This window comes from Colwellia sp. Bg11-12 (genome assembly GCF_014076955.1).
GTDB lineage: Bacteria > Pseudomonadota > Gammaproteobacteria > Enterobacterales > Alteromonadaceae > Colwellia_A.
The window spans coordinates 199,526-222,043 of sequence record NZ_JACGUZ010000059.1 but is presented as its reverse complement, the minus strand read 5'-3'; the positions used below and the strand labels follow the sequence as shown (position 1 = coordinate 222,043).

Annotated in this window: 20 protein-coding genes and 1 riboswitch; of the genes, 10 read left to right on the top strand and 10 right to left on the bottom strand. The window is 38.6% G+C overall.

Features of this window, described 5'->3' with window-relative positions:
* Nucleotides 1–50 precede the first annotated feature (50 nt).
* The 4 genes from H4J39_RS06930 to H4J39_RS06915 are packed head-to-tail and all read left to right on the top strand — an operon-like array spanning nucleotide 51 to nucleotide 2,232.
* Nucleotides 51–548 (top strand): RNA polymerase sigma factor, encoded by a 498-nt coding sequence (locus H4J39_RS06930; RefSeq protein ID WP_182182271.1) that lies wholly within the window; start codon nucleotides 51–53, stop codon nucleotides 546–548.
* Nucleotides 541–1,092: a hypothetical protein gene (locus H4J39_RS06925; RefSeq protein ID WP_182226784.1), complete on the top strand. Its 552-nt coding sequence runs from the start codon at nucleotides 541–543 to the stop codon at nucleotides 1,090–1,092. Before H4J39_RS06930 ends, H4J39_RS06925 begins: the two co-directional genes overlap by 8 nt.
* Nucleotides 1,089–1,631: a DUF4252 domain-containing protein gene (locus tag H4J39_RS06920; RefSeq protein WP_182226782.1), complete on the top strand. Its 543-nt coding sequence runs from the start codon at nucleotides 1,089–1,091 to the stop codon at nucleotides 1,629–1,631. Before H4J39_RS06925 ends, H4J39_RS06920 begins: the two co-directional genes overlap by 4 nt.
* 10 nt (nucleotides 1,632–1,641) lie before the next feature.
* Complete coding sequence (locus H4J39_RS06915; RefSeq protein WP_182226780.1) at nucleotides 1,642–2,232, top strand: DUF4252 domain-containing protein; 591 nt, start codon at nucleotides 1,642–1,644, stop codon at nucleotides 2,230–2,232.
* A 71-nt stretch (nucleotides 2,233–2,303) separates the two neighbouring features.
* Here the strand turns inward: H4J39_RS06915 and H4J39_RS06910 are convergent, their stop codons facing one another.
* The 5 genes from H4J39_RS06910 to H4J39_RS06890 all read right to left on the bottom strand — a co-directional run bounded on the left by H4J39_RS06910 (nucleotide 2,304) and on the right by H4J39_RS06890 (nucleotide 7,844).
* Nucleotides 2,304–3,809 (bottom strand): S10 family peptidase, encoded by a 1,506-nt coding sequence (locus tag H4J39_RS06910; RefSeq protein WP_404842687.1) that lies wholly within the window; start codon nucleotides 3,807–3,809, stop codon nucleotides 2,304–2,306.
* A 163-nt stretch (nucleotides 3,810–3,972) separates the two neighbouring features.
* Nucleotides 3,973–4,545 (bottom strand): HutD family protein, encoded by a 573-nt coding sequence (locus tag H4J39_RS06905; RefSeq protein WP_182226776.1) that lies wholly within the window; start codon nucleotides 4,543–4,545, stop codon nucleotides 3,973–3,975.
* Nucleotides 4,542–5,390, bottom strand: coding sequence for an S-formylglutathione hydrolase (gene fghA / locus H4J39_RS06900; protein WP_182226774.1), 849 nt, complete (start codon nucleotides 5,388–5,390; stop codon nucleotides 4,542–4,544). Before fghA ends, H4J39_RS06905 begins: the two co-directional genes overlap by 4 nt.
* A gap of 21 nt (nucleotides 5,391–5,411) precedes the next feature.
* Nucleotides 5,412–6,560, bottom strand: a complete 1,149-nt coding sequence (locus H4J39_RS06895; protein WP_220462143.1) for an S-(hydroxymethyl)glutathione dehydrogenase/class III alcohol dehydrogenase — start codon at nucleotides 6,558–6,560, stop codon at nucleotides 5,412–5,414.
* Between the two features lie 342 nt (nucleotides 6,561–6,902).
* On the bottom strand, nucleotides 6,903–7,844 hold the full coding sequence (locus H4J39_RS06890; RefSeq protein ID WP_182226772.1) for a tetratricopeptide repeat protein: 942 nt from the start codon (nucleotides 7,842–7,844) through the stop codon (nucleotides 6,903–6,905).
* Between the two features lie 155 nt (nucleotides 7,845–7,999).
* On the opposite strand from H4J39_RS06890, the gene H4J39_RS06885 reads away from it, so the two are divergent.
* Nucleotides 8,000–8,560, top strand: coding sequence for an outer membrane beta-barrel protein (locus tag H4J39_RS06885; RefSeq protein ID WP_182226770.1), 561 nt, complete (start codon nucleotides 8,000–8,002; stop codon nucleotides 8,558–8,560).
* 83 nt (nucleotides 8,561–8,643) lie between these two features.
* Here H4J39_RS06885 and H4J39_RS06880 read toward each other — a convergent pair whose 3' ends face one another.
* Nucleotides 8,644–10,320 carry a M1 family metallopeptidase gene (locus H4J39_RS06880; protein WP_220462142.1) on the bottom strand — a complete coding sequence of 559 codons (1,677 nt, stop codon included), beginning with the start codon at nucleotides 10,318–10,320 and terminating at the stop codon, nucleotides 8,644–8,646.
* Between the two features lie 174 nt (nucleotides 10,321–10,494).
* Nucleotides 10,495–10,617, top strand: a riboswitch (TPP riboswitch).
* A gap of 105 nt (nucleotides 10,618–10,722) precedes the next feature.
* Between H4J39_RS06880 and thiC the strand changes: the two genes are divergently transcribed.
* From thiC to thiE, 5 genes are read left to right on the top strand one after another with little or no spacing between them, the layout of a single operon-like run.
* Nucleotides 10,723–12,687, top strand: coding sequence for a phosphomethylpyrimidine synthase ThiC (gene thiC / locus H4J39_RS06875; RefSeq protein WP_220462141.1), 1,965 nt, complete (start codon nucleotides 10,723–10,725; stop codon nucleotides 12,685–12,687).
* Between the two features lie 6 nt (nucleotides 12,688–12,693).
* Nucleotides 12,694–13,884, top strand: coding sequence for a glycine oxidase ThiO (thiO, locus tag H4J39_RS06870; RefSeq protein ID WP_182226768.1), 1,191 nt, complete (start codon nucleotides 12,694–12,696; stop codon nucleotides 13,882–13,884).
* A 21-nt stretch (nucleotides 13,885–13,905) separates the two neighbouring features.
* The gene (gene thiS / locus H4J39_RS06865) at nucleotides 13,906–14,118 is read left to right on the top strand and encodes a sulfur carrier protein ThiS (protein ID WP_182226766.1); all 213 of its coding nucleotides are present in this window, start codon (nucleotides 13,906–13,908) and stop codon (nucleotides 14,116–14,118) included.
* A 2-nt stretch (nucleotides 14,119–14,120) separates the two neighbouring features.
* Nucleotides 14,121–14,930 carry a thiazole synthase gene (locus H4J39_RS06860; protein ID WP_182227062.1) on the top strand — a complete coding sequence of 270 codons (810 nt, stop codon included), beginning with the start codon at nucleotides 14,121–14,123 and terminating at the stop codon, nucleotides 14,928–14,930.
* Nucleotides 14,931–14,934: 4 nt separating this feature from the next.
* Nucleotides 14,935–16,464: a thiamine phosphate synthase gene (gene thiE, locus H4J39_RS06855; RefSeq protein WP_259368775.1), complete on the top strand. Its 1,530-nt coding sequence runs from the start codon at nucleotides 14,935–14,937 to the stop codon at nucleotides 16,462–16,464.
* 11 nt (nucleotides 16,465–16,475) lie between these two features.
* Here the strand turns inward: thiE and H4J39_RS06850 are convergent, their stop codons facing one another.
* From H4J39_RS06850 to H4J39_RS06835, 4 genes are all read right to left on the bottom strand, one after another.
* The gene (locus tag H4J39_RS06850; protein ID WP_182226764.1) at nucleotides 16,476–18,011 is read right to left on the bottom strand and encodes a DUF418 domain-containing protein; all 1,536 of its coding nucleotides are present in this window, start codon (nucleotides 18,009–18,011) and stop codon (nucleotides 16,476–16,478) included.
* A 190-nt stretch (nucleotides 18,012–18,201) separates the two neighbouring features.
* Nucleotides 18,202–21,222: a PqiB family protein gene (locus tag H4J39_RS06845; RefSeq protein ID WP_182226762.1), complete on the bottom strand. Its 3,021-nt coding sequence runs from the start codon at nucleotides 21,220–21,222 to the stop codon at nucleotides 18,202–18,204.
* Complete coding sequence (locus tag H4J39_RS06840) at nucleotides 21,212–21,886, bottom strand: paraquat-inducible protein A (protein ID WP_182226760.1); 675 nt, start codon at nucleotides 21,884–21,886, stop codon at nucleotides 21,212–21,214. Before H4J39_RS06840 ends, H4J39_RS06845 begins: the two co-directional genes overlap by 11 nt.
* Nucleotides 21,876–22,502 carry a paraquat-inducible protein A gene (locus H4J39_RS06835; protein ID WP_182226758.1) on the bottom strand — a complete coding sequence of 209 codons (627 nt, stop codon included), beginning with the start codon at nucleotides 22,500–22,502 and terminating at the stop codon, nucleotides 21,876–21,878. The genes H4J39_RS06840 and H4J39_RS06835 overlap by 11 nt, the downstream gene beginning before the upstream one ends.
* Nucleotides 22,503–22,518 lie beyond the last annotated feature (16 nt).

Genomic DNA, 22,518 nt, shown 5'->3' with positions numbered 1-22,518 from the left:
ATAAAATAATTAAATTGTAACCTTTCGCAAAGTCGTGCGTAATTATAACTATGAAAGGAAATAAATTTAATAAAATACTCGAACAGCATCAGCAGCGAATTTATTCGTTAGCTCTTTATATTTTACGCGACAAACACGAAGCGGAAGATATAACACAAGATGTTTTTACGCGTTTATGGAATAGCTTCGAACAAGTAGATATTGAAAAAATGTCGCCTTGGCTTTCAGCTGTAACTCGCAACGCTTGTATTGATAAGCTACGTAAGCGTAAAGAATTCAGCCAAGTTGAAGAAGAGTATCAAGTCACTAAAACTCATGAAGAACCCGCAGGGAATTTACAACACCAACAATTAAGTCGTTGGTTAAGCCACGCAATTTCTTGTTTAAAAGAACCTTATAGCTCGTTGATTATGTTATGTGATGTGCAGCAAAACAGCCAAAGTATTGCGGCTCAGTCACTTAACTTAACCACCAGCCAAGTAAAAGTCTATTTGCATCGTGCACGACGTGAATTGCGAAATAACTTAAAGGGGTATACCCATGAATAATAAAGAATCATGGCAGAAACCATTAGATAACTTTTTAGCGAACAATGACATTTCAGCTGACACTCGCGTGCTAGCAAGAGCATTGTCCGAGCACAGCGAATTAAATAGCGAACAACTCAGTAATCAACAAATTGCTGAGTTAGAAAAAGCCTTACATATTGAACAACACTTAAATGACATAGGTTTACAACCTTTATCAACAGATCTTAAAAACAAGTTACAAGGCATTGGCAAAACGAAAACAACCAGTAACGTTGTGTTTGGTTACTTTACACCTAGCTGGGAAAAACTCAGTGCACTAGCCGCAACCGTTACCGCTGTTGCTTTACTTAACACCAATATGCTAAGTGAGCCTAAAAATGAACAACCTTCACTCGCAGAAATACAGCATGCTCAGCAAGAGTTAGCCATCGCTTTAGAATATATTTCGTTTGCTAAAGAGGTATCAACAGAGCAAATAAAACAGGCATTAGACGAAAATATACAACAACCATTGAATCAGGGGTTATTTAAACCACTTAATCATTTTAAGGAAACATCATGAAAAAAATATTATCCGCCGTCATTTTCTTTAGTTCGTCATTGTTTATTAGCAGCTTAGCTTTTGCTAATGATATTACCCAAGAGCGTGGTTATGTTGATTTCGCCAGCCTCGATTCTGCTTATGGCGAACCTAAGGTGATGGTTAATTTAAATAAAACCATGCTGGGCTTTATTAGCAAAATTAATATGTCTGACCCAGAAGCGTCTGAGTTAATCAAGAAATTGAAAGCCGTGCGTGTACAAATCTACAATATGACAGACAACGACCAACCCGCATTAGACTTAATCGCTAAAGTCAGTAAAGACATTCAAAACAAAAATTGGCTCCCCATTGTTTCAGTGAACGAAAAAGGTGAAAAAGTACGAATATTCACTAAAATTACTGATGATGTTATGGACGGCTTAATGGTGATGGTTGTAAATAACAGTGATTCACGAGAAGCAAGAGAAGCGGTATTTATTAATATTGTTGGCGAAATAGACCCGGCGCAAATTAATAAAGTAACCAAATCACTTAACATCGATATTGACTTAAAATAGCGAGCACCCCATGAAACTATCTACTATTTTATTAAGAAAGGTCACATTAATATTAGCCATTACCACTAGCTTATTATTAACGGGCTGTGGCATTACGGCAGGAGGCCTACATAGCCATGCGGGCTATGCAGATATTGAATCACCTTATTGGTGGCAAGCCGACAGCGAATTAAATTTGTCTTTAGGACCCTTAGCTATCGGTACCGCTCGTTGGGTTATTGATGCCGATAAAGATCCTGAAATTGATGCTTTGCTCAATGACGTAGACGGTGTTCGTATTAGTGTTTATAAAGTTGAAGAAAATAGTCAGCTCTTTATAGAGAATTTTGATGAGACACAAGCCAATTTACGTGCAGACGGTTGGCAACCTATTGCTCGCGTTAAAGGCGATGAGCAAGGTGATTATTCACTTATGTTTATTAAGTCAAATGGGGAAGTGATTGATGGTTTAGTTGTACTGTTACTTTCAGAAGATGAAGCTCTTTTTGTCAATATTATTGGTAACATTCATCCGAACTCTTTTGAACCGATTATGGAGCAAGTTTATAAAAAAACCAACTCCACAAAGACCTCTGAAGAAGTCGCAGTAGAAAAAATATAATAATAACGCTGCCGATTAGGTCATAGATTAAAACTTAATCGGCAGATATTACTACTTCACTTATTTACGATTTACTTTGGCGCAGCCGCATTATATTTAGCCGCTTGTTTAGTTTGAGGTAAAGACGCTTTAATGAATTGACGAATATCATCATTAGACGCTTTTAAGTCTTCATAGCGAAGGTACATCATGTGACCACTACGGTAGCCTTTAAAAGACAAACGATCTTTCATTTTTCCACTTTGATCTAACTGCCACATCGTATACTTAGCATCAAAATAATTAGTCGCACCATCGTAGTAGCCTGACTGTATCATGACATTTAAATAAGGGTTCTGTGCCATCGCTAAACGCAAGTTCTTACCAGTATTATTATTGCTGCGATCCCAAGGATGTACATCACCAAACATATTATATTTAATGTCTGTTTTATAGTTTAATTCTTCACGTAAATAGTAATTAATGGCTGGCGTGAAACTGTGTAACCATGATGTTAGCTCTGCATTATAATCAGGTCGTGAACCCGTTACTTTTTCATCAATACCTAAATAGCGAGAATCTAAACGTCCTATTGTTTGCTCGCGGTCACGTAATAATTCTTTCCAAAAATATGAAGCGCTAATATCTAAATTACTGCGTAATACTTCAGTGACCGAAAGCCCTGAGTAGTATGCCACTTTTTCTGCAATCGCCTGTTTTTCTTGTTGGCTAATAAAGCCACCTTTAGCAAGTGCGGGTATGTATTGATCGATAGTGAACTTTTCAACTTCTGGTAGAATATCCAGTAAATCTTTTTGTTGTAATTCACTCTTTAACGCTTTGTGATACCAAGCCGCCGCCGCAAAATAAGGTAGGCGATTTGCCGCTTTTACTGGACCGTCACGCTTAATACCAATATCAGTAGGTGACACCAAAATAACGCCATTTAAATACATCCACTGTCGTGATTGTAGCTCTAACGCTAAGCCTGAAACCCGCGTTGTGCCATAACTTTCTCCGATTAAATATTTTGGTGAACGCCAGCGGTCGTTTCGGGTCACAAAAGTATTTACCCAATCAGCTAAGTATTTAATGTCGGCATTAACACCAAAAAACATCGACTTTTGCTGGTCTTTTGAAGGCATTTTACCCTCTTTGTCAGGTAAAACTCGTGAATAGCCGGTATTTACCGGATTAACAAAAACAATGTCGGCAACATCTAAAATTGAATAGTCATTGCTCTTAACACCGTAAGGCTGCAATGGATATCCTTCGTCATCAACATTTAAAACACGTGGTCCGGTGTAGGCAACATGCATCCAAACCGATGCTGAACCGGGGCCACCGTTAAAAGAAATGAGTAAAGGTCGTGCGCTTTTATTCTTAACATCGCTGCGTTGGTAATAGGTATAAAATAAACTAGCAGTTGGGTTACCTTCACTGTCCCAAACAGGCTGAGTACCAGTAGTGGCGGTGTAGTCGAATTTTTTACCATTAACCTTGGTACTATGTTTTGTGGTTGAGCTTTCGTCGATAGATAATTTTCGTGTATTGTCGCTCGTACTATCAGCATTGACTAACGGTGAGAATATGAGCAATAAGGCCAATACGTTGACTAAATAGAGTGCTTTCACTTTAAGGTCCTGTGTAGTAGATTTTTATTAAGATACTCATACTGTAAAACAGAAAAGATGTTACCGCTGAAATAAAAGTTTAAATAGCCTTTTTCAGCGATAAACACCTGTTGTAACTAAATTTACCCTAGGTATTTAGTGTTAAGTAAACCACGATCAGCTTTTGTCCTGTAATCGTCATTTCCCCTGTTTTAAGGGTATTCAATTTCAATAAATGCCCTGCCTTTATTATTTGGTGGTTTTGGTATGACGTTAACTGAAATGCACCCGACAAACTGTAAACAAAGCATAAGTCTGCAGCTTTAAGTTCAACTGTTTGTCGAGCTAGCAAGGTTTCCACAACGGCCGAGCACTTTTCTTTATCTGTAATAATATTAAAGTCGGTAATTTCGCCAGCCGGTAAATTTCCAACGGTTCGACAACCCCCATCAAAATTGGCGACATCGAGGATATTATCCAGCTGATCAATTTTACGGTTATCGTGCTGTAAATTAATGCCATTACCTTCAATAAGAATAAGGTTACGCTGATAACCTGAAAAGTCTGAAAAAACACCGTCTTCAACAACCGTTGCCATACTTAAGCGCCAGATGAAATCATCTAATTTACCGCCAGCGTTAATGGCTAATTCAATCGTTTCTCCTTGACCGTTTTTCCATGGAATAGTCTTGAATTGTTGCGGAGAAAGCACCGTGATCATTGCGATTTTTCCAGATGTTGTGCATGAAAACATAAGTGATTTTCAATAAAGCTCGCAATAAAAAAGTAGCTATGGTCATAACCTTGATGCTGGTTAAGTATCAGTGGATAGTTATTACTTAGCGCCGCTGAAATTAATGATTCGGGATGAAGTTGTTCTTTCAAAAAATCATCGTCTAAACCTTGGTCAACCAAGGCCGGTATATGGTGCGTACTTGCTTTCATTAAAAGACTAGCATCGTGTTGCTGCCATAACGTTTGATCACTGCCCAAATAAGCACTAAACGCTTTTTGTCCCCAGGCGCAATTTACTGGATTGGCAATAGGGCTAAAAGCTGATACTGAACAATATAAATCTGGGTTTTTAAGAGCGATGGTTAGTGCCCCATGCCCCCCCATTGAATGACCACTGATAGATTTTTTACTTGATACAGGGAAGTTAGCTTCAATTAATTTTGGCAATTCATCAACAATATAATCATACATTTGATAATGGCTAGACCACGGTTTTTCTGTTGCGTTAATATAAAACCCCGCACCTAGCCCTAAATCGTAAGCTTGATTTTCATCATCGGCAACATCATCGCCGCGCGGGCTGGTATCAGGACAAACAATGGCAATGCCAAGTATTGATGCCATGCGCTGACCACCTGCTTTTTGTACAAAATTTTCATCTGTACAGGTAAGTCCTGAAAGCCAATACAAAACCGGTACCGGTGAGCTCTTGCTTGCACATTCTGGTAAATAAATAGCAAAACGCATTTTACACTTCAAGCTTTCTGCATCATGTTGAAAGTGTGCTTGTACGCCAGCAAACATTTTATTACTGCTAATTTTTTCTAACATGATTTTCAACCTTTTAGGTGCTTATGAATGATTAAAATGAATAACACTACGAATACTCTTACCTTCGTGCATTAATTCAAAGGCTTCATTAATTTTTTCTAATGACATGGTATGGGTAATAAAATCGTTTAAAGCAAATTCACCCGCGAGATAACGTTCAACATACTCGGGTAACTCACTGCGACCTTTTACACCACCAAAGGCAGTACCACGCCATACCCGACCAGTAACCAACTGAAATGGTCGAGTTGAAATTTCTTGTCCTGCGCCAGCAACACCAATAATAATAGATTCGCCCCAACCTTTATGACAACACTCTAAGGCTGAGCGCATAACATTAACGTTACCGATACATTCAAAAGAATAGTCAACGCCACCATCGGTTAATTCAACAATAACGTCTTGAATGGGTTTGTCGTAATCTTTTGGGTTAATGCAATCAGTTGCGCCTAATTTTTTGGCTAATTCAAATTTACTTTCATTAATATCAATAGCAATAATACGGCTCGCTTTCGCCATAGCAGCGCCAATAACTGCTGAAAGCCCAATACCGCCTAAACCAAAAATAGCGACCGTATCGCCTACTTCTACTTTTGCAGTATTCATTACCGCGCCCATACCTGTTGTAACGCCACAGCCTAATAAACACACTTCTTCAAGTGGCGCTTTGGGGTTAACTTTTGCTAAAGATATTTCCGGTAAAACGGTATATTCAGAAAACGTTGAGCAACCCATATAGTGAAAAATAACGGTGCCGTTTAATGAAAATCGAGAAGTACCGTCAGGCATTAAACCTTTACCTTGGGTCTCGCGAATTTTTTGACAAAGATTCGTTTTACCTGATTTACAAAACTTACATTCGCCACATTCTGGCGTGTATAAAGGGATGACATGATCACCAACCGCAACGCTGGTTACTCCCTCGCCTATTTGTTCAACAATTCCGCCACCTTCATGACCTAAAATCACGGGAAATATTCCTTCTGGGTCTTCGCCTGAAAGTGTAAAAGCATCGGTATGACAAACGCCTGAAGCGATAATTTTAACGAGAACTTCACCTTTTTTAGGTAGCTCTACGTCGACTTCTTCAATGGTTAATGGCTGATTTGGCCCCCAAGCTATGGCGGCTTTAGATTTGATCGTGTTAGGTTTTTGCGTAGGTGCTGACATGTAAGTTGTCCTGATTGCTTTCTTTACAACAATGATAGTGGATAAATATCTGGAATAATAGCCTATTGAAATGCATAAAAGTCATTTTTTAAGCCTATTGATAGCTTGCCATACAACAATGAAAAATTTAGCCATTAACAATAGTAGTGTATTAACCTTTTTGGCAAAAAAAGCGGCCTCGCGTTAACGTTTAAAGGGAAGTACGCGTCGTATTCAAGAAAGGAAAGGGGATCAAAGTGCTGGCGTTGACATACGATATCAGGGGATTTTCTACAGATAATAGTAACAATCTTTATTGTTCAGTCATTAACGTATAAAAACTAGTGTAAGCGGTTAAAGTATTTACCGTTGGCTTTTAAGCTCATTGAACTTTAAAAGATAACTTGAAACAAGAAGCTTTTCATCAATAGCTAATAATAACTCTTCTGCTTGTTCTTTCTTCCCCATAATTAACTTTACTTCAGCTAAATATAATTGAGCATGAGCAGCCTTTACTAAATCAATAGCTATTTCTGCATACTTGATAGCCGAGGCATAATTTTTTTCGGCTAATGAATACTGCTGTGCCTCTTGCTGCACTTGCGCTAAATTAAAGTGTACAACCGCTATTTGTTGTTCATTGCCATATTTATAGCTCCAAGGAACAGCGGTATTCCAATGCTCTAAGGCTTCATCATCATACCCAAGCTTTTTCGCAACGTGTCCTAAATGACCGTATAGTTCCATCATAAAATGTGGATTATTACTGTGTTGATATTTATCTTTCAAGGCGTTAAGTGACGCGTAAGCTTCAGGTAATTCACCAATAAACATTTGTAAATTAGCTATTTCTATTAACTTAATAGGAGATGGATATGCCCCATTCATTATCGCTAACTGTGCTTTCGCTTTATAAATATAGCGCTTACCTTCTTTTAGATCTCCGCGACCAAGAAGAGATTTTGCATAATACATATAAAGAGTAACCTGAAAAGGAGTAGGTAAATCTTCATCGTTTATTAGGCGTTTGGTTTCTTTATATAGCTCGTCACTGTGTTGTAAAATAAATAGCGATGTGAGTTTAAACTGCATTAAGCGAAGCCAAAGACGACTTTTCTGTTGTACGCTTTTTAATTCAAAATCTACTTGTTCGAGACATTCTGCGGGAGAGCGCTGACATAGTTTGTCTATGCTTTCACTTTTAATCGCATAAACTTTAGTGACGGATAAGCATAGTACCAACAATAATATTGCCGTACGTTGCATTGAATAGCGCTTATGGGAAATATAAAATTGTTTTCTCATTGTTAAATATTGCCACGGATATTGTTAATTTCCAAGTAACTTAAGTGTTTATTAAAGATTATTGAACAAAAAATATCTTGGTGTTAAGCTCTCCCGCGAAAATTTAACCCTAACTTAACTTAAGGTTAACCCAAATAAAAAATAAAGGATTTATAATGTTTAAACACACAGCTCTTGCTCTCACCTTGTTATCTCTTTCTTTAACGGCTTCCGCTAATTGGCAAACAGGGGCAGGTTTTGCTAATTTTTCTGATAGCACTGACGGTGACGACCTTTCATTAAATATTATCTATGGTTCAGTTGCTTATAAAATTGAAAATTCAGGAAAAGATTACTTCTTTATGCCTGAATTTCGAATCGGGACGGGTATTGGTGATGACACGCTAACAGAAACTTGGAGTTACCAAGATGGGTACACAGGAAATTCTAGAGTGATCAGTAGTGATATAAAATTCGAAATAGAACGTTTTATTGCGTTATCTCTTCGTGGTCAATACGACTTCAGTAACGGTGCATACGTTTATGTTGTGCCTTCTTATGCAAATTTAAAGGGTAAAGTAAGCTACAGTGGCGAATCAGATTCCGATGATTCATGGGAGTTTGGTGTTGGCGCTGGTGTTGGTTACCAATTAAATAAAAAGATCAGTGTTGAAGCATCATATGAAAATTATGATGAGACTGACTTACTTTCTGTTGGTTTCAAATACGCATTTTAATTAAGTTTACTCTCTACTAATTAAAAAGGAGAACTCACCGTTCTCCTTTTTCAGTGTTAAATATTAGATTAAAAACTATAAAACTAACTACCTAGAACATTGAATGTCGAAATATAGAAGTTAGCATCAACGGTGATGCTTGGATTTTCCTCATCTATCTCAACAGCAGTCCAACGAGTTGTTGGCGACAACCAACGTTCTTTACCTGCAATAGTAACTCGAACTGGCATGTCAAAATCTTTAATAACATTGCCCCAACGAATTTTCATCACTTTATCTTTAACAAAATACTCAAAGGTTGGAATACGAATATCACGTAAATATTGGTCAAAAACCTGACTAAAGTCTATGCCAGATTGCGTGCTGATGTAGCTTTCAATATCTTGGGTAGTCACTGTTTGATGATAAAAAACGTTACCTAAACCTCGTAATATTTCACGCCATTTTTTATCATCGTTGATCACTTGGCGAATGGTATGCAACATATTGCCACCTTTATCATACATATCACCAGAACCACCACGATTGGCATTATATTCCCCAATAATTGGTGATTGATTACCAATGTTCAGCCGTTGACCACGAATATATTCAAAGGCTTGCGCTTGAGTAAAATGATATTCTAAGAATAGGCTTTCTGAATAGCTCGTAAAGCTCTCATGGATCCACATATCCGCCACATCTTTATTGGTAATATTATTGGCAAACCACTCGTGCCCTGATTCGTGCACAATAATAAAATCGAATAACAAGCCAGGGCCTGCACTGGAGCGATCACGCCCTAGATAGCCATTTTGATAACCGTTGCCATAAGTCACTGAACTTTGGTGTTCCATACCTAAATAAGGGGCTTCTACCAATTTATAACTGTCTTCATAAAATGGGTAAGGGCCGAACCAATGCTCAAAAGCTTCAATAGTGCGCTTGGCTTCTTTAAATTGCTTTTTAGCTTTGGCTAAGTTTTCACGTAAAACATAATAATCCATATCAAGCTGACCTTTTTCACCTTGATGCTTTTCACCAAAATGAACATAATCGCCAATATTAATATTTACGCCATAGTTATTGATTGGGTTAACAACCTGCCAATGATATGTTTTTGTTTTCGCTGCTTTATTATGTTCTGTTTTGATTAACCGCCCGTTAGAAACATCCATTAAATGTTCAGGCACTTCAACACTGATTAACACACCATTATCAGGTTCGTCACTAGGATGATCTTTATTTGGCCACCAAATACTCGACCCAATACCTTGATTAGAAGTTGCAATAAAATCAAGGCCATTACTGTCTTTTTCCCAAGTAATTCCGCCATCCCATGGGGCACGTTTTGCAGTAACGGGCTGTCCAGAGAAGTACATAGTTATCTTCTGCTCTGAGCCTATTTCTTGCTTACTGGCTGGGGTGATAAAATAAGAATAGCCATCTTGCTCTACTTTAAGCGCTTTACCATTTTGGTGCACTTTCTCAAGCTTCATTGGCGCTTGTAGCTCTATTTGTAAACGTTCTCCTTGAGCTAACACCATATAAGTCATGGTGTTTTTACCTGAAAAAAGCTTAGTTTCAGGGTCAACTTTTACATTAAGATGATAATGCGTTAGATCCCACCAGATTCTTTCTGGTGTTATTGAACCACGTAATTGTTCTTGATGCGTTATCTTGCCACTTTCTTGTTGCCAATTACTCGCACTAACATGCCCAGCAAAAACCATAGCGCAAACTAAGCTGGCAAGTGAAATCGTTATCCGTTTTTTTATCATTGTGATTGTCCTAACACTCTCTTTTATACAATATACTAGCATTGTGTAATATAAATTGTGAACCCTAAAAAGGGTAAGAACTATTAACGGCTCACATCGTTATCTAAAAATTAATTATAACCAAATACAACATTAAGATTGCGTATTTTGAAACTAATACGATAGAATCACCACAATTACTTGTCGGAGTGCTGAGATTATTTCTAAAAGAAATATTCAAAGCTGAGATCGCGAAAGCGGGATCCGTAGAACCTGATCAGATTAATATCTGCGTAAGGGAACAAGGTAAAATATAGCGGTTAAAGCATTAATACCTAAACCGTTTTATTTTTTCCTCACTCTACACTTCGTCTTTTTTTTACTGCATTTATAACAAAATGTAACTTATTAAAAGGCAGCATAATGACCAAACCAGCTAACAAAATCACTCGCAGAGAACGTCGCGAGCAAGCTGAAGCTTTTTTAAAAAACGTTTCAGATCAGTCATTCCCTAATTCTAAAAAAGTCTATGTAAAAGGTAAAATTCACGATATCAAGGTGGGTATGCGCGAAATCACCTTGTCTGATACTTTATTGGCCGGTAATAAAGACCAGCCGACTTATGAAAAGAATGAACCACTTTGTGTATATGACACCTCTGGATTTTATACCGATGAAAACGTTGAGGTAGATGTTCACAAAGGTATTCCTCGCCTGCGTGAAAGCTGGATTGATAATCGTGGTGATGTTGAATTCTTAACAGCAAACAGTTCTACCTATGCACAGCAACGTTTAACTGATGATGGTGTTGACGCTATTCGTTTTGAACATTTACCTAAAATGCGTGTAGCGAAAAAAGGTAAAAATGTTACCCAAATGCACTATGCTCGCCAAGGAATTATCACGCCAGAAATGGAATATATTGCAATACGTGAAAACTTGAAACGAGAAGAAGTTAAAGACAAGACATTGTTGTTGTTGCAGCATAAAGGTCAGTCTTTTGGTGCCAGTATTCCTGAACAAATCACCCCTGAATTTGTCCGTGAAGAAGTAGCGCGTGGTCGTGCAATTATCCCGGTAAACATCAACCATCCAGAATGTGAGCCGATGATTATTGGCCGTAATTTTTTAATTAAAGTTAACGCGAATATCGGTAATTCTGCGGTCACCTCTTCTATTGAAGAAGAAGTAGAAAAACTGGTTTGGTCAACCAAATGGGGCGCAGACACCGTAATGGATTTATCAACGGGTAGAAATATTCATGAAACCCGTGAATGGATCATGCGTAACTCGCCCGTACCGATTGGCACTGTACCTATCTATCAGGCACTAGAAAAAGTAAATGGTGTCGCTGAAGACTTAACTTGGGAAATCTTCCGCGATACCCTTATCGAACAGGCTGAGCAAGGTGTTGATTACTTTACTATTCATGCTGGCGTATTATTACGTTATGTACCCATGACGGCTAAACGCGTGACAGGTATCGTCTCGCGTGGTGGTTCAATTATGGCGAAATGGTGTTTAGCACACCACAAAGAAAATTTTCTCTATACCCATTTTGAAGATATCTGTGAAATTTTAAAGCAGTACGATGTTTCGTTTTCATTAGGTGATGGTTTACGCCCGGGTTCAGTAGCTGATGCTAACGATGAAGCACAATTTGCAGAATTACATACCTTAGGCGAATTAACCAAAATTGCTTGGCAGCACGATGTTCAAACCATTATTGAAGGCCCTGGTCATGTACCCCTTCATATGATTAAAGCGAACATGGAAGAACAACTTAAACATTGTGGTGAAGCTCCTTTCTATACATTAGGACCATTAACCACCGATATTGCTCCCGGTTATGACCACATTACCTCAGGTATTGGCGCTGCTAATATTGGTTGGTATGGCTGCGCTATGCTTTGTTATGTAACGCCCAAAGAACATTTAGGCTTACCCAATAAAGAAGACGTAAAAGAAGGTTTAATGACCTATAAAATTGCTGCCCATGCCGGTGATTTAGCAAAAGGGCATCCGGGTGCACAAATACGTGATAACGCGATGAGCAAAGCACGCTTTGAGTTTCGCTGGTATGATCAATTCAACATTGGTTTAGACCCAGAAAGAGCTAAAGCTTACCATGATGAAACTTTGCCACAAGAGTCTGGCAAAGTGGCTCATTTTTGCTCAATGTGTGGCCCAAAATTCTGTTCAATGAAAATTTCTCAAGAAGTACGCGATTATGCCGCGGGTCTTGAAGCCAGCAATAAAATAGAAATACAGCTGCTTGACGAAGTCATTGTCTTAGATGCGACGCCAGAGAATATAGAACAAGGTATGGCAGAAAAGTCTGCTGAGTTTAAAGCCACGGGTAGTGAAATTTATCATCAGGCGAAGTAGTGAACGATGACTCTTTTTGATAAAAAAGTGCCGCCTCTTCAAACCTCCACCAATATTGTCGTTATTGGCGCGGGGTTAGTGGGTCGCTTAATCGCATTATCTTTGGTTAATCAGGGGCATGATGTGACCTTGATTGATAAAGATAACAAAGATGGTCGCCAAAGTGCCGCTTATGCGGCAGCAGGCTTATTAACCCCCTTGGGTGAAGCCATGCATAGCGAGCCTAATATTGTTAAAATGGGCTTTGAGTCGTTAAAGCTTTGGCCTGAAATTTTGGCTGAATTAGACGCTTATACCTATTTTCAACAAGCGGGGGCGTTAATGGTTAGCCATGAGCAAGACCAAGGTGACTACCTTCGTTTTGTGCGTTATATCAAAAATAATTATCCACAACATCCACTACTACAGCTTAATCGCCAGCAGATAATTGAGCTTGAGCCCGAACTAGGACGTAGTTTTAATCAAGGCGTATTTTTACCTGAAGAAGGACAAATTGGTAATCGTAAATTGCTGATTGCCCTCCAACAACAGTTAGATAAAAGTCAGCTTACTTGGTTAGAAAATGCTCCTGTGGTTAAAGTTGAACAGCAAGCTTCTCACTGCTTAGTAACCTACCTTGATAGCGGTCAAGAGAGTGGAACAAAAAAGGTATTGGCTTGTGATTTGGCGATTGACTGCCGTGGTATTGGTGCTCGTAGCAACGAAAGCAATGCAGAGGCGGCACCCTTAAGAGATTTACGGGGTGTACGTGGTGAATTATTTCAGCTATTTGCGCCAGACGTTCACTTAACAAGACCTATTCGGTTAATGCACCCTCGATATCAATTATATATTGCCCCTAAAACCAAAGGTTTTTATGTGGTGGGGGCAACCGAAATTGAAAGTGAAAACTGTGGACCTATGACCGTGCGCTCTTCAATGGAACTGCTCAGCGCTGCTTATAGCGTTCATCCCGGTTTTGCCGAAGCGAGTATTCGTCAACAACTAAGCCAGCTAAGGCCTGCATTTAGTGATAACCAACCTAAAATATCTGTGCATCAACGCCTTATTCAAGTTAATGGCTTATTTCGTCACGGCTTCCTTATCGCGCCCGTCGTGTTAAAACAGTTAATATTTGCGGTTGATCATTTTCTAGAAAAAAACAACATACAACAATCTCCTTATAATAAATTGTTACCCATAACTAAAGAACAATAAATAAAGAGTAAAGCGGCTAAAATGAAATTTTTTATAAACGGACAAGCGATTACGATAGCAACCGAAAGCGCTAATATAATAATCGCATTACAGCACTATTTAACGCCTGAGCAACACCAACAAAGCTTCGCGGTTGCGCTTAATGGTAACTTTATTGGCAAAACAGATTATCAGTATACTCATGTTAATCAGGGAGATAGTATTGATTTACTCTTTCCTATTCAGGGAGGTTAATGATGAAACTTTCACAAGAACTCATTATTTACGGACAACCTGTTCAGAGCAGGTTATTGATTGGTAGTGCACTTTACCCTTCACCTGAGATCATGAAACAAGCCATTTTAGCCAGCGGGTCAAAGATTGTTACCCTTTCATTAAAACGGCAGAACCCCGCGGAACAATCGGGCGCAAAAATTTGGCAATATATTCAAGACATCGTAAAAGAAACCCAAGGTTTTTTATTACCGAATACCGCGGGCTGTAAAACCGCAAAAGAAGCGGTAACACTCGCGAAAATGAGTCGAGAAATTTTTCAAACCGATTGGATTAAATTAGAGGTCATCGGTGACGACTATAATTTACAGCCAGATCCCATAGAGCTACTAACCGCAACTGAACAGCTCTTAAATGACGGATTTAAAGTGCTACCTTATTGCACCGATGATTTAGTTATTTGCCAGCGATTATATGATTTAGGTTGTCAGGTGATCATGCCTTGGGCATCGCCAATAGGTACCGGTAAAGGCTTGATGAACCCGTATAATTTGGAAACAATCCGCTTGCGTTTACCGAACGCTACGCTCATTTTAGATGCCGGTATTGGTAAACCTTCTGATGCTTGTTTAGCCATGGAAATGGGCTACGACGGTGTATTGTTAAACTCAGCAGTCGCGTTAGCTGATAACCCTGTACTCATGGCAAAAGCCTTCGCACAAGCCGTTACTGCTGGTGAGCAAGGTTATATTGCGGGCATTATGCAGCAACGACAAACTGCTCATCCAAGTACGCCAACATTAGAAACGCCTTTTTGGCATCAACAAGGGTAATTTTATGTCGACAAGTATGAGCAAAAAACCAACCATCTGGACAATTTCAGGCAGCGATTGCTCAGGTGGCGCAGGTATTGCCGCCGATATAAAAACAGGTCATGCTTTAGGGGTTGAAGTTTGTCATTTGATCACCGCTAATACCGTACAAAATTCTGAACAATTATTATCAGTAAACCCCACTGAAATAAATATTCTTCAACAACAGGTTAATATACTCATTGATGACAAACCGCCCAGCGTTATTAAAATAGGTTTAATAGCCAATAGTGCACAAGTTAAGTGGCTTACAACTACCCTAGCTTTGATTAAAACTAAAGTGCCAACCTTACAAGTGGTATTTGACCCCGTTGGACAAGCCACTGTTGGCGGTGCTTTATCTACATTACAGCGTGAAGACTTAACCGATTTACTCATGCTTGTTGATGTGATCACCCCTAATATAAACGAAGCTCAACAATTGACAAATCAGACATCTTTTACCCCTGATATATTGACGAAAAAAATAGCTGAATTAGGTGTAAATAGCGTAATAATAAAGGGCGGACATACTGAGTCTTTAACAGGAATTAACCCAGACATTAGTCGCGATTATTGCTTACATCATATTGAAGAGGTTCCAATAAGTTATCAACTCACGTCAGCCAAAATAAATACCCATTACAGCCATGGCGGTGGCTGCTCTTTTGCCAGCGCCTTAGCGGTTTTTCTAGCACAAGGCTATTTGTTACGTGATGCTTTTACGTTAACCAAAGCTTTTATCAATCAAGGTTTTGCTCAATCAGTGATCAATGAAATCAATAAGCCAAATTATTATGGCGCATTTGAGCAAACGCATTGGCCAGATAACGCAATTAACTTCCCAACGGTTACTTCTGATTTAGCGCAAGTACATCAAGCGTTACCAGCTTTTCTTTCATTAAAACTACAAGAAAAAAACCTTGGACTTTATCCGGTTGTTAATTCTATTTATTGGTTAAAACGATTATTACCTTTGGGTTTAGAAATTATACAGCTGCGCTTAAAAGATAAAACGGGGCAAGAACTTGAACAGATTATTATTGAAGCGCTAGCACTGAGTAAACAATATAAAACACGTTTGTTTATCAATGATTACTGGCAACTAGCCATCAAGCATGGTGCTTACGGTGTACATATTGGGCAAGAAGACTTGCAAAACGCTGATTTAAAAGCCATTCAAAAAGCAGGCTTGCGTTTAGGTATTAGTACACATGGTTGTTACGAGTTTTTATTAGCGCAACAACTAAAACCGTCCTATTTAGCGATTGGTGCTATATTTTCAACAAAAACCAAGAATATGACAGGACAAATACAAGGGGTCGAAAACTTAAAGTGTATACTACAATTAGCCACTGATATTCCCGTGGTGGCGATTGGTGGTATTAATCATCAACACGCAGAACAAGTTTGGCAAACAGGCGTTGACGGTATTGCTGTCGTTACCGCAATTACTGAAAGTGAAAATGCTGAAATTGCAGTTAAACAATTTCAGCATTTTATGCCGTTTCGTTAATCCGTTTAAAGCTAAACAGATACCGATGTAGGTAGCGGTTTTTCTAATAATAACGGTTGACGCTTCATATAAGTAATAGAGCGCCATAGCCATTCTAGTGGGCCAAATCTAAAGAACTTCAACCAGAAGCTACAAAAGATAACTTGAGCGAAAATAACTGCAACAACAATCAACATTTGCTGTCCGCGCGCTATTTGGCCAAACATACCGCCGGCATAGCCATAAAAGATGCTGGTTAAAATAATTGAATGCGTGATGTAATTGGTTAATGCCATTTTTCCTAGTGGCGCTAACCAAGAAAAGCACTTTATAAACCAAGCTTTACTAGCGAGTTTTACAAACATGCCAATATAGCCTGCACATAAAACAAATTGCCCGTAGTAAAAAATCGTTTGTCCTCCCGCTTGAATTTCAATCGCTGTTTTTGTTACAGGGTGTAAGCTAATAAAAGTTCCCGCAATACTTAATAAAAGCCCAATACTTAAGCCACCCCAGCACATAACACTAAAGAAACTTTCATGTTGCTCAGGATTTTTCATTCTACCACTGGCCACTAACCAATAGCCGACCATAAAAAGGGGTAAGCAGACAAAAAAGGCAAACATAGGCGTATTACCTAAAGCTTTGAGGGCGCTTTGTGCTCGATATTTAGTAGCTTCAATGTAACTACCTTCAGTAAAGGCAATGGTTTCTTTGGCTAAGCGTTTTTCACGTTTAAGCTTACTTTCGACGCGTTGTTGAGCTTTATAAGCGATAAGCTCTTCATCACTCATACTGTCTTCATCTACTTCTTTTTCTTCGATAACATCTTCTTTAATACTTTCTTCATTGACAATTTCTTCCGACGAGATAGCGTCCTCTTCAACAAAATTTTTATCATCTACCGTTATATCATTAGGTTTATCTTTTTCTTGTTGCATCAATAAATCGACCTGTTGATTAATCGATATTTTTTGTTGCCACTCTTCAGTAATTACCGTGTTGTCTCGCGTCACACCAAAGTAAAGAGCACCAAACATTGAAACCACTAGCGGCAGAAGCAATAGGGAGAAACCCACTTTTGCAAATGTTTCTGGTTTATTAAATCGCGCTAATTTTTTGGTGCGTAAAAGTAAAACAAAACCTAATAAAAACAAACCTCCTACTGCGTAGTCGTGAATAATATCACCCCCCCATAGGAAGATGAGATGCGCTAATCCAAAGACGAACAATGCCAGCATTCTTCGAGTAAACCATGCGCCAAACTTACGTTCTGCTGCTTGTGCTCTGATAAGCATAATGGCAAAACCCATCCCAAAAAGTATAGAAAAAAGCTTGTAGAATTTACCTTCAACGAACACTTTAACTAACCAACTTGCCGCCCAATCAAATCTCGTTAAACTGTAATCGAAACTCATTAAGGCGCTAACGGGGCGATTAAACCATTCAATATTCATCATAATAATACCAATTAAGGCAAAACCACGAAGTAGGTCCATCACTTGAATGCGATCAGAGTTTATTAAAGGGGATAGCTGCTTATTTACAGGGGCGAGGTCATTTTCCATTGTGTTTTCACTTAATTATTATTATCAGTTAACATATTCAATTAATAGCATGAGTTATGCCAATTCGTTACCTATTGATCTGTAACGAATTGTGTGTAGCTTATGCAAATAGTGATTAATAATTCTATAAAAAGTATGCTTTTAGACCACATTTAGCGGATTCTCAAAAATAGAGAGCTGCTTCCTCCATTTATTGAGATAATTTAATTTTAGGCTGCCATGTCTGCCAATTTTCATCAACATTTGGAGCTAATTTGAATAATTGTCCTTGCTCTGCTGACTGAAAGGTTTTGTTTACGCCGACCTCTGGTGTCGCAAAAGCAATTCCGCCCGCGAGAAGTGTTTCTATAGATTCTGCATCTATATTGAGCCCCGAAAAAACACCTGCATCAATACGAACACCACTGGTATTCCAAAATTGGCTTTGTTTACTAACCAGCGGCATATAACGGTCAAAAATATTAATATAAATATTAACGGTATCAGCCGTAGGCGAGAGGTCAACACCAATCACCTTCCCGACTTTTACTTGCCGATACAAAACAGGGTTTCCCGTTCTAACTGATCCGAGGCTTTTTGCGCTTAACGCAAGGTTCAAACCTGATGGGAGCGAGGTCATTACCGGCATAATAGATTTCGCATTAAAGCGATGTGCTGGCTTGCCTTTACCGGGCATTAAACCAATAAAACCACCTTCAAGAATAGCACCAACATTGACCGACCCCACCAAGGCAAGCTCAGGTTTAGCAAACCAAAACTTAGTCCCTTCTACCGCAAATTTTCGACCGTTGTCATTTAAAAAAGCATACACAGTTGCGCCACCCCCTTGCTCGTCAAATTTAACCCGAGAGACTAGGCCAACCTGATGGTCTTGATATTTTATCTTTAAATTGTTTTTAAGGTCTGAAATTTCACTAAAATGGATTTCTATAGCCACACCTGCTAATTCAGCATGCTCAATGTTATCAAATAAGGTGAACTTTTCTCCTTCGTCGACCGTGTCTTGCTGAGTGTCAATTTCTGGGTTTAAAAAACTAATTCCCCCTTTTAATAAGGCATCAGCAGATTCTGTTTTAAGTATAAAATTACCTAATCCGCCACTTATTGTTACACCACTAGCGTTATAAAATCGGGTGAAATTAGTGATTAAATGCTGGTATTGTTCATCAACAGTAATATTTATTGCTACATTTTTCCCTGTTGCATCAAGAGAAACATTGTCAACTTGCCCGACAGCAATGCCCCTAAAACTAATAGGACTGCCAGGGTTAACAACATTTCCTTGCTCTGATTGTAATGTCAGTTGCAGTCCTTTTGAGGATAAGTGTTTTGCTGGTGGTAAATCAGTAACAATAAAATCACTGGCTTTTTCACCTTCACCAACATTAACGCTAATGTATGCACCGCCGAATAAGGCTTCAGTATCTGTAATTCCTGATAGCGATAAATCTGCATTGACTCGCCAGAACTGACTATTTTCGCGAAGAATATATTCGTAATTGGGTAAGATGCCGACCTTTAACGTCGCTTTTTCTTTTTGCTGAATAACACGATGAACAGAACCAATTTCTTCACCACGAAACATAATACGCGTTTTCGTACTAAACCCTTGGGCATTTGCCGTATGAAGAGTAAAGACTGAACGTTGTTTCGCAACCTTAACATCAGAAAACAATTGAAAATTATCGCCATTTTTAGGTAATGACTTTTCAGATTCTTCACCAAGGTCAAAAGCAATACCACCAGCCAACATCGACTGAATTGATTGCGCTTTTAAATCAAAATTTTGCAAGCCACCTGAAATATGTAAACCACTAGCATTCCAAAAGTTGCTATCAATTGAAACAAAGTTTTTATATTGAGATTGAATGAAGATATGGACTAAAAATTCATTAGGACCAATATTTTCAATCGCTTGAACATCTCCAACAGTTTGCTGTTTATAATAAACATTCGAACTGGTGGTTAACGAGCCAACATCTTCAGCCTTTAAAACCAAGTGCAATCCTGGTTCACTATATGGGTATGCTGGTTCTTGATTATAAACATTAAATTTATTTACTGACTCGCCCTCAACTGAAGGTCGAAGCGCAATATGAGCGCCCAACATTAAAGTATGTAAATTAGTAACACCGCCTAAGTCGAGTTTAGGCGCTACAACAAAAAATTGAGATTCACTTGTCAGGTAAGGAATAATTCGAGGGTTGATTTTTGCACTAGCAACAATGATTCGTTCTTGGGGGTCAATACGTGTAAAGTCGATGATCTTTCCTAACGTTAAGCCTTCGTACATTATCGCCGCTCCGCGATCTATGCCGGAATCCCAATTTAACGTTAACTCGATTTGGTGACCCATTTCCGCTGTTTCAAAATCAGAATATAAAGTAAAATTTTGACCATTTTGAGCAGGTTCCATAATTGCTTCATAATCTGAACTACCAAACGCGATACCACCTGCAACTAAAGACGCTAATGAATCAGTACGTACTTTTATACCATTCGTTAATGAGCCAGAAACCGTAACGCCACTTGCATTCCAAAATCGAGAATTTTCTTTCACTAAATTAACGTATTCTGGCTCAATAAAAAGATTAATATTAATAAGGTCAGAATTCATTTCATAGTTAAAACCCGCCACATGACCCACGGTAATTTGTTTAAATAAAACGGGAGATTTTTTACCAATTGAACCAAGTGTTTTCGTTTTTAAGCTAATATGTAGACCCGGTGTTGATTGATCTAATACTGGCTCTTCACTCAAAGCAATAAAATGACTTTGCGCTTTGCCTTCTTCTTCAACGTCTGGCATGACGTTAATGTAACTCCCTGATAGGAGTGTATCTAGTCCAGTAACCCCTTGAAAAGAAACATCAGCAGTAACATACCAAAAGCGAGTTTTATCAGTAAGCATTTTTTTTGAGCTGGAAATCATTTCAATTTCCACAATAACACTTTGTAGATCTTCAGAAACGTCAACGTCGCTAACGATACCAGCCGTTAGCCCTTTATAGCGCACTTGAGTTTTACCCACAATAATACCACTGGCACTTTCAAACTGAACCGTAATAAAAGTCCCTCTATCAGAAACGGCTTTGACAATTAACCAAGCACCAAATAATAAAGCAATAATAGGGACTAGCCATACCGCAGATATCCCTTTGCGATTATTAATAATAGCTTTTGACTCGGCAAGAATAGTTTTATTTGTCATGAAGTTGAGTATCCGTATTTTGATATTTTTTTTGAGGGAATGACTGATTGTGATTATGTTTCTGGTGGTTGTCCCATAATAGTCGAGGGTCAAAGCTTTCTGCGGCAAAAATAGTAAAAACAACCATCAGGGCAAAATAGGTGATACCCATAGCAGGCTCAATACTGGTTATAAAACCTAAGTTAACTACTGCAGCCATAACAGCAACAACAAACACATCAAGCATTGACCATGGCCCTAAAAACTCAACAATATGGTATAACTTACCTTGTTGTTTTAAGGTTAATCTTGTGTTTCTTTTGGCGTTATACATCAAAGTAAATAGCCCAATAATTTTACATAATGGTACAACAAAGCTCGCAATAAAAATAATGAAAGCAACGGGCAGCATACCCATTTGAATGAAAATGGCGATACCTTCTAAAATCGTTGACGCATCAGGTTTGCCAAAGGTATAAAACACCATCATTGGGTAAATATTAGCAGGAATAAACATCACTAGCGCGGCAATGGTCCAAGCTAAAGTATATTCAAGGCTCTTAGGTTTGCGTGCAGAAAATACCGTTAAGCATCTTGAGCAAGTTTGTTTATCGGCTAACATAACATTTAGTTTGTGACACCTTGGACAACTCCCCAAACCTGCCGCAAGTGCTTTATTGCTCAAGTGATTTCTCCAATTCATCCCAAACGCTGTGCTGGTCCATCGTCACTGACACTAATGTTGAGCATAACAGTAAGAGTATTAAACTTAATAACCCACCATCAATGGTCATATCAGCCAGTGAAGAAAGTTTATACATAGAAACAATTACCCCGAGAAGAAACACATGGATCATCGTCCAAGTATCTAAAAGATGATAAGAGCGAAAAAAGACTAACAGAGAAGGTTTGATATAATTGAATTTTATACAAAATGAAATATATAACGCGGTCATTAGTCGCACGGCAGGAATAGCAACAGTAAACATAAAAACAGCAAAAGCGAGCACATAATTTCGACTATTTATTAAAAAGGTAATACAGTCGAGCAAAGAGGCATCGTTATAAAGGCCAGCAGCACCAATACCAATAATAGGTAATAAAGTCGCAGGAAAAAAAAGTAACAACCCCGCAACAGCTACCGCAGCTGTACGATTAATCGCATCTCTCTTTTTTGAGAACAACATCGCACCACAGCAACCGCATAACGCATTTTGTCCTTCCAATAATAACGGCATCGGCAATAATGAATCGCATTGATGACAGGCAATCATGTTGTTCACTACTGAATGATTTTTCACAAGAGAACTTGTTCCA